The sequence below is a fragment of the Bradyrhizobium sp. genome (assembly GCF_049519115.1).
Lineage (GTDB): Bacteria > Pseudomonadota > Alphaproteobacteria > Rhizobiales > Xanthobacteraceae > Bradyrhizobium.
Window position 1 is genome coordinate 1 of the sequence record NZ_JBEKRB010000036.1, and the last position, 13,221, is coordinate 13,221.

At 57.3% G+C, this 13,221-nt stretch carries 10 protein-coding genes; 4 read left to right on the top strand and 6 right to left on the bottom strand.

What is annotated here, in order from left to right:
- Positions 1 to 3,015: 3,015 nt before the first annotated feature.
- Positions 3,016 to 5,406, bottom strand: coding sequence for a hypothetical protein (locus tag ABSE61_RS24110; protein ID WP_423873652.1), 2,391 nt, complete (start codon positions 5,404 to 5,406; stop codon positions 3,016 to 3,018).
- A 220-nt stretch (positions 5,407 to 5,626) separates the two neighbouring features.
- Positions 5,627 to 6,031: a hypothetical protein gene (locus ABSE61_RS24115; protein ID WP_423873653.1), complete on the bottom strand. Its 405-nt coding sequence runs from the start codon at positions 6,029 to 6,031 to the stop codon at positions 5,627 to 5,629.
- A 145-nt stretch (positions 6,032 to 6,176) separates the two neighbouring features.
- Between ABSE61_RS24115 and ABSE61_RS24120 the strand changes: the two genes are divergently transcribed.
- Positions 6,177 to 6,848, top strand: a complete 672-nt coding sequence (locus ABSE61_RS24120; protein ID WP_423873654.1) for an outer membrane protein — start codon at positions 6,177 to 6,179, stop codon at positions 6,846 to 6,848.
- A 13-nt stretch (positions 6,849 to 6,861) separates the two neighbouring features.
- On the opposite strand, the gene ABSE61_RS24125 is transcribed toward ABSE61_RS24120, so the two are convergent.
- Entirely contained in the window at positions 6,862 to 7,086 is a 225-nt protein-coding gene (locus ABSE61_RS24125) for a hypothetical protein (protein ID WP_423873655.1), read from the bottom strand.
- 1,102 nt (positions 7,087 to 8,188) lie between these two features.
- Between ABSE61_RS24125 and ABSE61_RS24130 the strand changes: the two genes are divergently transcribed.
- The 3 genes from ABSE61_RS24130 (at position 8,189) to ABSE61_RS24140 (ending at position 10,361) form a co-directional block, all read left to right on the top strand.
- Positions 8,189 to 8,623, top strand: coding sequence for a hypothetical protein (locus tag ABSE61_RS24130; protein ID WP_423873656.1), 435 nt, complete (start codon positions 8,189 to 8,191; stop codon positions 8,621 to 8,623).
- Between the two features lie 810 nt (positions 8,624 to 9,433).
- The gene (locus tag ABSE61_RS24135; RefSeq protein WP_423873657.1) at positions 9,434 to 10,057 is read left to right on the top strand and encodes a recombinase family protein; all 624 of its coding nucleotides are present in this window, start codon (positions 9,434 to 9,436) and stop codon (positions 10,055 to 10,057) included.
- A gap of 7 nt (positions 10,058 to 10,064) precedes the next feature.
- Entirely contained in the window at positions 10,065 to 10,361 is a 297-nt protein-coding gene (locus ABSE61_RS24140; protein WP_423873658.1) for a hypothetical protein, read from the top strand.
- Between the two features lie 60 nt (positions 10,362 to 10,421).
- On the opposite strand, the gene ABSE61_RS24145 is transcribed toward ABSE61_RS24140, so the two are convergent.
- The 3 genes from ABSE61_RS24145 to ABSE61_RS24155 form a co-directional block, all read right to left on the bottom strand.
- On the bottom strand, positions 10,422 to 10,718 hold the full coding sequence (locus ABSE61_RS24145; protein ID WP_423873659.1) for a hypothetical protein: 297 nt from the start codon (positions 10,716 to 10,718) through the stop codon (positions 10,422 to 10,424).
- Positions 10,719 to 10,929: 211 nt separating this feature from the next.
- Positions 10,930 to 11,151 carry a hypothetical protein gene (locus ABSE61_RS24150; RefSeq protein WP_423873660.1) on the bottom strand — a complete coding sequence of 74 codons (222 nt, stop codon included), beginning with the start codon at positions 11,149 to 11,151 and terminating at the stop codon, positions 10,930 to 10,932.
- A 1,554-nt stretch (positions 11,152 to 12,705) separates the two neighbouring features.
- Positions 12,706 to 12,876 carry a hypothetical protein gene (locus tag ABSE61_RS24155; RefSeq protein WP_423873661.1) on the bottom strand — a complete coding sequence of 57 codons (171 nt, stop codon included), beginning with the start codon at positions 12,874 to 12,876 and terminating at the stop codon, positions 12,706 to 12,708.
- Positions 12,877 to 13,221: the final 345 nt, after the last annotated feature.

A 13,221-nucleotide genomic window follows, 5' to 3' on the forward strand; every position in this document is an offset into this window, starting at 1 on the left:
ACTTTCCCCATAGCGCCAAAACAACCCGCGGCTTCGTTCAATCCGGCTTCTATGAGGTCGTGCCCACGATCACGTCCACGGCGCCGGTGTGCCAACGACCTCACAGAACCCTCAAGATTCCCTTTGGCTTCGGACCGTGATTCTGTAGTGCATCGGAGGGGACGATGCGGCCGAAGAAGGCCGCCTCAGTGCGCGGCCTCTTTGATTTGAATACCATTCGCCGATTGGGAGCGGAGGGAAGCCGCTAGGGATGCGGTGCCCATTGGGAAGTTCTAATAATTCGGCTAAACCAATCGTCATTGCGTCACACTCTGGTGGCGCTTGTGCTTGGTAGGTGTGGCATCTGGTGAAGGAGGAGCCTGGGCAGGCGCAGCGATGGGTGCAGGGCTGTACGTCTGCAACTCGCATTGATCCATGATGACCGCTAGTCGCGAACCTTTGTAGTCGTTGTTGTCGAGGAAAGTTGAGTAGTAGCGCCGAGGTTTATCCGGAGGCGGATTTACTTCTCTGATGCAAACGAAAAAGCCACCAGGCCCATGGTCGTTCGGACGAAGCGCAGAGATTTCCAGAGGAGTGACCAGCTTGGCGTCTTTTGCGATTGCCGCAACCGCAGCTCCGATCGCCTTTTCTGTTGGGGGCGACGGTCGCACGTAGACCGGCTCCGTGTTAACGTTTGTGCATGCGCTAAGCAGCAACGCCAATAGGATCGTGCAGCAACGCGCCGTAATGATCATTTCCAATCGTGTCCATAAGGCAGCTGTGCCGCTTCCGATCATATGCGGATTGCCGTCAAACAACACGAAAGTAAGGCGAGGGAAGCCGCTAGCTAGAGCCCATCATCGTCCGTGACCTTCTGCTTGGTCACGTGTGTTGAGCAGAGCCGTCGCTAATCCTACCCCAGATCCGTCGCGTCAGCGCGCGAAACCACGAATACCTGAGACCGCCTGCACAATCTCTTTGTTTAGGCAACTGAAGGCTTGGCGGAAGCGTAACCTGCTTATAATCGACTATCTGGCCGGTCTTTTTATCAATCGTCGGCGTGATCTTTTGATAGACTAGGTTATTGAGGGTCCGTGGAATGACAAAATCGACTTGAGATGTTTGCGTGCTCTTCCCTTGAGCCTTCAATTGAAGTGACGGTGTGTTATTCGCCTGCGTTACAAGGGAAGCTAGCGCGCCTAATCCCAAGCACAACGTACTTGTTCGGATACTTCAGACGCCGGAATCTGTTCCGCATAGCTGAAAATTGCCGGCTTACTTTCGAAGCCGGGCCACGGCAGGATATCGGCAGTGCAACTAACTTGTGTCACCAAAAGACACGCAGCCATAAACGTGCGAAATACACGCGTTGCCCCCCCCCACCAAGATGCCCAGGGAGCAATGGGGAGCAATATCGTCGGCTTCTACAATCAAAAGATGTGTTGTTAGTTGAGCACGAGTTTGGTTATCACCGCTTTCCACATTGGCACTTGAAACTCACGCCGTCGTTCCCATCCGAGCTGGCGCAAAGTTAGGACGGATAGGCCAGCGCAATTTCTTCGAATGGTCGGCTCCAGCCCTTCTTTGCCATCATGCAAACATCTCGGCGCCGGCTTGAGTGAATTTCAGGTAGGTCCCGCTCTCGGGTCTTCGTTGGTTCCCAGCGCAGCAATGCGCGAGTGCTTTCGGATTTCCCCTCTAAACGGTCAGTCGCGTGCGATGATCTTGGCGCCCGGGTAGACCCGGCGGGCGTACCCAACGACCAACTGGCGGTCCTGTGTCGCCGAGAATGGGCTCCGGATCTGACACGACCCTACGATGAGGTGCCACATGCCGTTAAGCCTCTGGATGATGACGTTCATGAGAGTGCTTCCTCATATTCCCAAGCAGCTGACTGAGACCGAGCCAATGCCTTAGCCGCTTCTGCGTGTGCAGCTTTCTCAGCTCGCCGCTCATAGTCCTCAGCAAGCGCCTTAAGCTGATTCGCAACGCGTTGGTCCGTCATCATTTGGGCCTCCCGGAGGATGGTCCGCGCCGTGTCCAAATATGCCTTGCTCAGCATTTTCGCCTCCACCGTCCCAGTTCGAACGGCACAACGCCGTCGGAGCAGAACCAATCACAGAGAGACGGACCGGACCATTGCACAGACGTTTATCAGCGCCTTACACTCGTTTGAGACAAGGATACTTAGGTTTACGGTCGAACCACCTGCGCGTCGCGCAACCGGTTCTCCTCGGCGAAGACGGTCGCGAATTCGTACACCTTTCTGGATTGGCGGCTGCGGCGTTCGCCGCGCCGCGGATCGCGTGGGCAGAAGGAGAACAGTGGGCCCGGCAAGGACGATCATTGGAGAGCTTGACACCCATACCCGGAATTAGAGAACAAAATCGGCACTTAGCCGACATGTCGGGCCGCGCTCGCGATGTCGTCTGTTGAGGGCGAAGCACATGGCGATTTATTGGAAACGCCCTAGTCTAGGTCGCCTACTCGGGGCACAAGCCGGCAAGCTAGGGGTAGCCGCTAGGGAAGCCATCAGAGCGAGGCAAACTAGTTATAAAATTCTCTAGATTATTCAATATGATGAGGCTAAACGGGGGCGGTGCATACTGGCGGAAGGGGTGTCAACCGAGGCTCGTTGAAAAAGCTACGTTTTAATTTTCCGACTTCGTCCCACGCGCTACCCCACGACGGGGAGGGTGATCGCCCGGCGCGTGCGCGTCCTGGCCGCAAGCGAGCGTACAGGTTAGAGGCCGTGCGCGGTTAGCGGTCCCGCCCGACAGCCCGGCCGGATCGCACCGGCCGGGTTGACCGGCGCTCAAGCATCTCGCGAGTTACAACAAGTTCCCCGATCGTCACGAAACAGTCGTGCGTGTCTCCGAGGAAAAGCAGCCGCGGATCGGTCGACAACTGGGCCATCCACGACAGCCTCTTCAAACATGCGAAAGGACTCTCTGTCACGGTGCGACGAGCTTTGGACAATATTTGTTCTGAGCAGGGCCACCGATGCTTTGGTTCAAGATACCGCGGTCGGCAGCGTCACGGCGTTGCGCACTCCGGCGAGGTTCTCATCGCCTCCCAAATGGCACGCAACCAAATCTCATTCTTGCTGGAATTCTTTCCCTGTCCGTTTCGCGCGAGCTCGGTCTGTTGATGCAGATGGCGTTGGACCAAAGTGGACAGCCACCAGCTCATCGAGACCGAGCGTGATCCTTCCCCCGTATCCAAACGTTGGGGCCAGACCCGCACAGGGATCAAAAAGGCTTCCGTATGGCAATTTGCCATTGCATCGCGCAGCGTTGTGCGGAGCTGATCAACACCGAGTATTCCGTGCGCGGTGCGGGTATTTATAACCGTCTTCAAGGGCGCTACGACGTCGGTTACCGGCTCGTTGCCATCAACGGCCGCTCGAACTTTCTGCTCTTGCTTTTCACGAGTGTTCTTCAAATCGGCTTTTATTTGCGCCTCAGGTGCGGCAACGTCCTGATCAATGTTCAGAAGATCATCGGGATCATTTGACAAGGCGATGACGACGGGCGCCAGGGCCGGTTGAACTGCATGGATGGCAAGCGCAATTTCCTTCGCACTCAGCGCGCCATAGTTCTCAAAATAACCACCGTCCACAATGCGATCAACGATGGCCTGGTCTTTGTTACGTATTTCACCCGCCGGCGATATCAAAGGAAAGCGTGCCGAGTTGAGTGCGGCGGTATCGATCCGAACATCGTCAGGCGTGACGCCTATCTCGGCCCAAGCCAACAAAGCGCGCTGGACGGCACCCAGCCAGCCCGTCGGCTTTGCCCGGTAGTGAAGCAAATCGTGGAAGCGGTCGGCATCCACGAAAAGCGGACAATCGGCGGCACTCTGCGAAGTGGGGCAGGTCGAGAGCGGCTTATAGGTGCCGGCGAGTGCGGTCGTGACGATGCGGCTGCCGGTCGCCTCCGACGTTCCGTTGAGCACCAGAAGGGGGACCCAATGTCCGTCACGAGGCCGCAAGCCAAGAAAGGGACAGCCCAAGCCATCGCATGCCGACAAGGCGGGTGGGCTTGGTGGTACGATCGCCGCGCGGTAACGCTCATTCCAGGTGCCTTCGAGGATGGCTGCACGATCGCGCCACCAGCCGAACGGAAGCATATCGTTGAAGGCGAAGCCGAAGAAGTCGGCGCTAAGAAAGTCGCCGCTGGTCAGCGTTTCCAGGCAATCGCGCCAGTTGCCAATTGTGTCACCCCACCACAGCGCAAACTTTGAATTTACGCAGGGATGATCGGTGCTGTCGGACTTTTCATGCAGCGCCGCAGCCACCATGACGGCTCCCATCGAGCCGCCTGAGACGCCGGAAATGGCGAACAAGCGGTTACGTATCTGATTGGCGTCCAGGTTGTGCTGCGGGGCATCTTGAAGAAAATACCCAACGATGCTCGCCAGAAAGAACCCAGCGCGGCTTGCGCCGCCGGCTGCAGCGATCACGATAGGCCGTGGACAGGTTGCGGGGGCAGCGTCGCACTTGTTCTCGCGCATCCAAAGCGAGACGGCCTCCTGTATCGGAATGGCCGTCGTTTCAACCGTGCCGCCGGCCGTTTGCTTGGCGTTGATCACGCGCACGGAATGGTTATCGCCAAGCACGACCGCCACGATAGAGATGGCTACGAACAAGAACAGGATAAGCGGCGCGCGCCATTGCCGACCGAGCCCAGATAGATAGGAGAGAAACGGCAGCCAACCACCAAGGATGAACGGCGCCGCCATCGAGCGCGGCGCGAATTGAGCCGCGACGTCGGCTCCAAAAAAGAATATGCCCAAAAAGATCGCGAACAGCCCTGTGAGAAGCAGTCGGCCAACGTTACGGCTGGCGTCGGCGTCCTCGTCCCCATCATTCAAACCTGGAGAAAGTCGATTCCACATCGGGTTGAGGTGGCGATTGAGGTCACGAAGCCTTCGTAACCCGATGACGTCTGCGTCGCGAGAGCGCGCGACCGTATAAATGTAAAAAAGTGCCGCGGTGACGATCACGAAAAAGGCAAGCCACCCCAGCACTTGATTGGTGGCTTCCACCGCCGCTTGATCGTTTTGCTCGCTGAAGATCGGCAGATTGAGGTGCGACCGCAAAATCGCGATCAAGACCGCCAGGAACGTCAGCAGGCCCAACAGGCGCGGTATCGCGCGCTCGCACCATGTCATCCATGGGCCGCCTTCATTTTCGACGATGTCCTGAAATCTCGCGTCGGTGTCCAGCAGCAGGCGCGCCGAATAGTGGGTCGGCATCGCCCATACGAAAACCACAAGCAACAGGAAGAGGGGAATGCGCCACGGGTTTTGGGCGAATTCAACAAAGAGATCCTGCGCTTGCGGGGCGAGGCCCAGCAGGATCAACCCAAAGGCGGTCATCACCAGAGGGACGCGAACGACCCAAAGAACCAGGGCGAACTGCAACACACCTTGCCAAAAGCGACAAAAGCGCGTTCGCCAGGAAGGCCTAGTCTCAACCTTTGTCCCAGAGTCAGCAACGGCCATGGTCATCGCGCATGCCCCACGCGTCTGCTTGGCCAAAGCTATTAAGTTCGTGCGGTGCGCGCAATCCTAAAGTGTATTACTTAACGCTCGCCACGACGTCTCGCTGGTGGCCACGACGGTGTTCGCCGTATCCTTCTCATCATGGGCCGTCAACCAGCTTTGCCGCGTCCTCCAGCCCCTTCCAGCGAAGAGTCTCTGGCAGGAAGCTCTCATCGTCGAAATAGTGTCTACGGAAGTCGATTAACGCGGCCAAGAGCCCGGTGTGAATGTTGTAATAAGCAATGTCCCGAAGGCACTCCTTGCCGGCATGCGCCGTGCCGGCCGCGCACACAGGGCAATGCTCAAAGGTGAGGATATGCTGTAGCTCCCCGGCTCGTTGAAGCCCGCCCAATCGTCGCGCGAGTTTGCTCTGGTGCTGCAGCAGATCCTGTTTCTTGGATCGTAACCGGACTTTGCCCGGGCTGATGGCGCCTGCTGTGGCCGCTTGATTGATTTGAGCGATCTCGTTCTGTCCTGAGCTCTTGTGGATTTCGCATTGCATCATTGAACGCGGCGGCTCTTCGCTGGGCGCTCAGCTGATTCATCAACCACGCGGCGATTGAGTCGCTGCGCCATGCTTTAGGGATTGGTGACGCCGTGGGGGTAGGTTTCTTTTCACCGCTGCGATCGCTTCACTCGGCTTCACGGCCGTGGCGTCTGCGGCAGATCTTCCCGCTCGGGCGCCCGCTTATTCTAAGGCGCCGGCAATCGTCGAGGCCGCCTATGACTGGAGCGGCTTCTACATCGGTATCAACGGCGGCGGTGGAACTAGCCGCTTTGATTGGAACGCGGACGGCTTCGGTGACGAAGGCAGCCATAACGCAACGGGCGGCACGGTCGGTGGACAGGTCGGCTACCGTTGGCAAATGTCGTCTGTGGTGTTTGGCCTGGAAGCGCAGGGCAACTGGGCTGATTTCAAGGGCAACAACGTCAGCCTGCTCTTCGCGCCTAACCAGAATCAAACCAAGATCGACGCCTTCGGCCTGTTCACCGGTCAGATCGGCTACGCTTGGGACCGCACGCTGCTTTACGTGAAGGGTGGTGCTGCCGTCACGGATAACAAATACGCTGTTTTCTCGGCTCCGGGCGGCTTCGTGCTCGACAATACGAATGAGACCCGTTGGGGCGCTGCGGTCGGTGTCGGCATCGAATACGCCTTTGCTCCGAACTGGTCGCTTGGCTTCGAATACGACCATCTCTTCATGGGCAATAAGGATGTCAACGATGGCTTCCTCGTTGTCGATCACATCAAGGAAGACGTCGATATCTTCACTGCGCGCGTGAACTACAAGTTCGGCGGGCCGGTGGTCGCACGATACTAAGTAATCCGAAGTTTCATCTAAGAGCCCCGGCATCGTCCGGGGCTTTTTCGTTTTCCTCGCCGAAGGATGCCTTCATGTCTTCGACGAAGGCGCGGTCGACGGCCGGCGGTAGATCGAGAGGTTTGCGAACAATCACACTGGCCGAGTGCCTACTCGTTCGTCGCGTTGCTCTGAGGCCAGTATGCCAGGTTGGCAATATGATCGAGTAGAAAATCACGCTAATAATGATGTTCCACATGACGATCCCCCTTCGTTGGTTGATCGAACAGCACTTGAGTACGCTCTGTTTCAATTGCATTACTGGAAGAAGCCGAATAGTTTTTCGACCCCGCGCGCAAATCTACGCGGGTTTACCCGGACCAAGTGTGACCTATTTCACGAGAGGAGCCGCTTCGCCTCTAAAAATATCTCTCTCACATCGAACAGCCGAAGTTATCCAGCAAGCGGTAGGTCGCTGGTCACAGCTTGGGAGCCCAGTCTGCTATTTGCAAGCTGGCCTCGTCGCCTGTTTATTTGAGCATGATTTCGTGCAATTTTTCCCTGTGCCCGACCTCGCACAATCCGACATACATGATGCTGCGTTGTAACATCCTGCTGAGGAGGACTTTTGTGCTGTGGCCATGGTAGGCGCTCCTAGCACCGCTAGTACGGCAAGACCGACGGCTGCAATTCTAACCATAAGAAATCCTCCGAATTATCTATTGTTGAAAACCTAGAGCTTAGAGGGGTTCGCCTCGCGCACAATCTCTGTTCGCGCAAAAGTAGATTATCTTTCTCATTGACACACACTAGAAGAGAAGTGCCAGCAGCCCGCGCACGCTGAACTCCGTTCATCTCGCGCATCACCCATTCATTCCGCTGATCGGGCGGGATGGGAAGCCCCCGCTGTGACGTGTCTGCGGCCGTAAGGTTACCACCGAGGGCATCTTGACTAGTAGCGCCGTACAATGCTGCACTGCATCATTGCGTGTCGGCGGCGTTAGATATGGCGTACAAAAAGACATTCTTGATTACCAAGCTATAGGCTGTCTGCTCCGCGGATCTAGGCCGCATTCACCCGGCACGAAAGCTGGATTGTGGAAGCAAGCGGTATCGAGTGTGGGGTCCCAACCGCCGCGCTCTCGCCATTTGCTCCACATGATGTAATCGAACAGCCGACTGTGCTGGTTGCCCGGGCTGCGATCATGCGTTTGCGGTTGGTGTGATTCTGCACGTTGCCTGCCCTTCGTCATTCTTGTCACAGAATTTAATGGGAACGGCCGACCGCGAACCTACAATGGTCTTGTTCCGCAGAGGCGCGACACCATGTCTATGTGGCGCGGCTTAGTTCGGAGGCAGTCATGAGGCGTACGCTCATTCTTGGGACACTGTTTGCCGCTGTGCTTATCAACCCGTCGTGGGCTCAAAACAAAAAAGACCCGAACGCACCAGGTCTGACTTACCCCGGCGGATCAGCAATTACCTACCAGTGGAATTATTCCTGTCCCAGCGACGAAGAATGCTCGTTCACTTGCGGAACGGGCGGCGCAAGTCACGTAACGAAGTTGGGCATCTACTTGGGGGCCATGCCCATCAGCACCGACCAGAAAAATGCCACCCTGTCCTATGAATTTACTACGCGAGAGCTCCGGCGAGGTGGCGGTTTTAGCGTAAACACCGGAATAAGCACGCTGCAGTGCCAAGTTAATGGATTGACAGTAGATTATTCTGGTCCGCCGCGTGAAGGCGGACACACAATCGATCCAACCAGCACTGTCTCGCAAAACAACAAGTGATCACGGCTAGACCAGCCTGTCCGCCGCCAACTGTGGTTCAAGCAGATGTCGTAGCGCGATTTAGGGGCGCTTCTGGCCAGAAACGGTGAAGGTAGACGACGCCGTCGCCGGGCCACCGTTTGCCGCCGGCCCGCCTTTTGCGGGACCGCCCTGCGCCTCACCTCCGCCTACCCCCGAGGCGTGGACCGCGCCGGTCCCGTCGCCGCCGCAATCACCAGCGGGGCCGGCGCACCGCCGTCCGGCCCGGCATTTGCATCACTGTAGCTGCGCCGAACCCTGCTTCACCCGTAGGCTGGCGTGGATCGCGCCGGTCTCGTTTGCACCCAGCTTGCGGGGCCGACGCACCAATTTCGTGGCACGGAATTTGCTGATTTTCCCGTTGGGTCTGGCGCGACCCGATGCATCTTGTTTTCGGTAGTATCGGGTCAATTGGCCAGTAACCCGCGAAATATTTCGTTCCCAACCCGGTGCTTGCGGAAGAGCCGGACACCTTAGGCCCGTCGCGTCTCCAGCGCGGCGGGCTTTTTCGTCCCACCCGCCGCGCCGGCTTCGGCCCGCAACTTGCAGGGACCTTCGCTGGGCGGGCTCTGATCCCAGCGGTTCATACCCGGCAAGCTCGCTGGCGTCCTCCGCCCTCTTACGGTGAACTTGCCCCGGCGTCCTTATGCATCAGGGCGTCGGGGTTCTTCGTGGTTCACTTAGGGCACACCTCTAGGGTATCAACCAAACGGTGGTTCAAATTAGCCGTTTGACAATTCAAAGTGAACCGTTATGATATGAACCATCCTAACGAAACCAAGGATGGTCACCATGTGCTACGTCCGAGCCTACCTTCGGGCCTCCACCGACCAGCAAGACGCCGAGCGGGCTCGCGAACAGCTAAAGGCTTTCGCCGCAGAGCGCGGCCTGACGATCGTGTCCTGGTATGTCGAGAACGAGAGCGGCGCCAAGCTGGCCCGGCCCGAGCTCTTCAAGCTGCTGGCCGATGCGCACGAAGGTGACATCCTCCTGGTCGAACAGGTCGACCGCCTGTCGCGTCTCACCGCGGCGGATTGGGAACGATTGAAAGCCGAGCTGGCGGCACGCAAGGTTCGCGTCGTCGCGCTGGATCTGCCGACGTCATGGACGATGGCCGCAAAGGCCGCCGACGAGTTCACCACTCGCATGTTCGAGGCCATAAACGGCATGCTGCTCGACATGCTCGCTGCTGTTGCCCGCAAGGATTACGACGATCGGCGTCGCCGCCAAGCGCAGGGTCAAGCCAAAGCGAAGGCGGAAGGCCTCTACAAAGGTCGGGCAGAGAACGTGGAGCGCAATGATGGCATCAGTCGCATGATCGCTGCCGGCCAATCCTGGAGCTCGATACAGGCCGCCACGGGCTGCAGTCGCGCGACCATCGCCAAGATCGCCAAGCGGGCGAAGCAGGCAGCGTAGGCGGACCATGCTGGATAGCGCGCTCACGCTGATAACTCTGGGGTCGCTATTCATTATCGGTCCCGCGGTCGGCTATGCAGCGGTGTCGTGCTTCAACTGGCAGAACTGGGCGGTGCCGATCCAGCATCTCGCCGTTGGGATCTTCACGATGGCCGCGGTATCGGGGATGATCCTGGCCTATGGGTACCTGTGGGAGCAGAGCCCGACGTCGGTTGCTTGGTACGGGTGGATTCAGGAATTGCAGCCCGCGGTCAAGCTTCGCCAGACAGCGCCGATGGAAGTTCGACAACCTCTGAAAAAGTGATGCTCGGAAAAGCTGAGGCACCACGCCGAGCAAGTCTGAGCTGGCTCACAATCGCGATCGTTATTCGGAAATGGCGCCCGGCTTCGGTCCCGCGTGAACAGCGCAAGCAGTATTTGAGTCATCGGTTCCTCCTCGCCACATCACGACGTCGACGCCATTTGCGATCACAGCCTGGAAAATGTCTCTGATGGACGGGTCGCGAAGGATTTCATCGGCGGCACTGAATTGGGAGTCGATCTGCCATTCAGCGCCGGCCACAGGCTCAGGCAAATTTTGCTTTCCAATGGCATAGGCGGCCCTTCCGGTTAGTCGGCCGCCGCTTTGCCATTCAATATACCGCGCCATCTTGTTCGGCATTTCGTTTGTCCCGAGTGTCAAAAGAAACGGTCCCTGATGGTCTAGTAGACCGGGACCGTTACCCGCGAGTTGGCTTTTGGGGTTCAAACGACGCGGGGCAAACCAAGCCTAGCAATACGAGTGACGGCCCGAGCGGATCCATTCAAAAATGTTGGACAACATACGGTGTCCTAATTCGCCATATGGTGGTCACCAAGGTGCCTCCGACGTCTCATCGCCTCAGATGTTTTCGCATTTCGACAAACATCTTCTTCACGTCGGAAAGTCTAAGCGGTTTTTCCTGCGGTCCCTGCAGTTGCTTGAGCGCGTGAAGCTGCTTCACTGCGATGACGTCACGCTTGATCTGATCTGCCTCGTCGAAGTAAGCGAGCGCATCTTCGACGAAGCTGTGCGCGATGGCGGCAGGAAGATCTAGGGGTTTTGGCGCCTTCATGCGCGGTTCCCAGTTGGACTAAGGCAACTTTACTTTAGCGGCGGGATGGGCTTGATCAGGCTTCATTCCAACAGGTGAAAGCGCCGCCGTTTTTCCCGCTCCACATACATCATTGCACGATCGGCGATGCTCTGATCTGCCTCTCCGTACAGGGTGATTCTGACTGAAAAGCCGGACCGGCGATTGCTCCGAATGATCTCAATGCCGCTGACGGTCTCGCAGCCGGGCCACTGCCAGACTGCCTCCAAACAATCTCTGCGGAGATCGGCGTATCTTATCCCGGCTGTTTTTAAAATTACCATCTGCGCTATAGTGACATCTACGCAAACAGCTCCGCGCCCTTTTCTCTGAACTTCCCAAGGGTGCCGCGCTCGTGCCGCCACGGACGTCGTCGAAATAGACGTGCCAGGTTACCCGGTGTGGATTGTCGGAGCGGCGGCGGGTGAGGCTCGGCATGGGGAGGCAGCCTTACTTTGCCAGCCCGACGCTAGAAAGTAGACGATGGCCGGGATCGGTGTATCCGAAAAAAACAACAACTTCCGCGGCAATGATCAGAAGGAGCGCGATCTCGCCTATGGTGATCTTTGTCTGCGGCTGCATCCCTCATAATCCGACCGATCGGGCGCAGAGGGAAGCCGCTGGATGTGGTGGCTTTGGACGTCGAGCTACTCGCCCTTGTGACGAATCTGCCGCCGCCTATTTACACGGAAACGTCTCCACCAGAGCGGACAGCAAAATTAGGCCGAAGGGTAATGGTTTTTCATTGGGGTGCGCTTTTACGTATCGCCTAAGCAGGTCGACGTTCTGCTGAGCGTTTAGCGCAAGTTTCGCAGGTTCACAGTAGAGTCTTGGCTGACCATCATGGTCAACTTTGATATTTGCCCAAGATATCCCGTTCTCCGTCGCTCCCAATATTTGCTCGTAAAGTCGGTGCGTTTCTGGGGTTCCATTATCATAGTCACTCAAAAATTCTTTTGCCCCCATTTCAGCGGCCGCAGGTGTGGCGACTGCGAGAACGACGACCAGAACCGAGCGACACACTAGCGAAGTCCGGATCATATGTTCTCTAGTTACTCGGCACGCGATGAGTCCGACAATCGAACGGTCCGTCGCTTCCGGTCCCCTTGATGTTTTGATTGTAGAATTGCCCCATGGATGGAGCAGTCTGCAAAGGCCTCGAACATGTCGGCCGGAAGTTGTTGGCACCAGCCTGCGAAGCCGGCGATTCCAACCAGCAATGCGAATAGCTGTGGGCATGACCGTTCCCCCAGGAGCTCCATAGTTCCTCAACCGGTGGTCGAAGGCAATGCTGCACGCGAAGGCGCTCCAACTCCAGCGGCGGCTTTGTCGTGAGACGCTAACGTGCGGTGCACAACCTGTGATTTGCCTGAATCATAAGCTGGAACTTTCGTTCCTTTGAAGGCTTAGTGGAACAACGAAACTTAAAAAATTGGGGGCAGCGCGATGCTGGTCGCGATCGAAGTCAATTTTGCAATCTGGATCATGATGGGCTGCGGGATAGTTGAGATGGCTCGGATCGTCGGATGATCTGAACTAGGCAAACAGCCAGCTTACTATCCCGACGATGACCCAGCCGATCGCTGACACCCAGCCGATCATCGCGACGGTAACTGCAGCCAAAAAGCCGATCTTGAACACCTGCTGCAATAATGCCCCTTTGCTGACCGCCGACTCTGCTGGCATCACCTCGGTGACGTTGTTCATGGCAACACTCCTCGAACTACGCACGTTGTTGGGCGTACGACATAGCGAATTGGTTCGACTTCTCCGTGACACAGCACGGCATCGTGAACGGCTGCTTGAAGAGGCGGCCATTAAGCTGGCGGTCGCAATTCGCTCCGCAGCCAGCCCAGCGTTTCACGGGATTTCATGGGATCAAATTCGATTGCGCCTTGATGGACGTGATCGCAAGCGGGACGTTCGAATGTTCGGATGTCAAAGCCGGACGGACGGGGTGTGAGGCGTGCCAGCCTGGTGCTTGTTTGGCGCGCAGGGCGAAGTGGTCGCGGCATGAATCTTGTGGTTAGCGTTTCGGGAAATAGGCCACTC

What these genes read in the sequence shown, in the direction of transcription:
- ABSE61_RS24115 (WP_423873653.1), bottom strand. Translation starts at nt 6,031, where the DNA reads ATGATGCAATGCGAAATCCACAAGAGCTCAGGACAGAACGAGATCGCT.
- ABSE61_RS24125 (WP_423873655.1), bottom strand. Translation starts at nt 7,086, where the DNA reads ATGTGGAACATCATTATTAGCGTGATTTTCTACTCGATCATATTGCCA.
- ABSE61_RS24130 (WP_423873656.1), top strand. Translation starts at nt 8,189, where the DNA reads ATGAGGCGTACGCTCATTCTTGGGACACTGTTTGCCGCTGTGCTTATC.
- ABSE61_RS24135 (WP_423873657.1), top strand. Translation starts at nt 9,434, where the DNA reads ATGTGCTACGTCCGAGCCTACCTTCGGGCCTCCACCGACCAGCAAGAC.
- ABSE61_RS24140 (WP_423873658.1), top strand. Translation starts at nt 10,065, where the DNA reads ATGCTGGATAGCGCGCTCACGCTGATAACTCTGGGGTCGCTATTCATT.
- ABSE61_RS24145 (WP_423873659.1), bottom strand. Translation starts at nt 10,718, where the DNA reads ATGCCGAACAAGATGGCGCGGTATATTGAATGGCAAAGCGGCGGCCGA.
- ABSE61_RS24150 (WP_423873660.1), bottom strand. Translation starts at nt 11,151, where the DNA reads ATGAAGGCGCCAAAACCCCTAGATCTTCCTGCCGCCATCGCGCACAGC.
- ABSE61_RS24155 (WP_423873661.1), bottom strand. Translation starts at nt 12,876, where the DNA reads ATGAACAACGTCACCGAGGTGATGCCAGCAGAGTCGGCGGTCAGCAAA.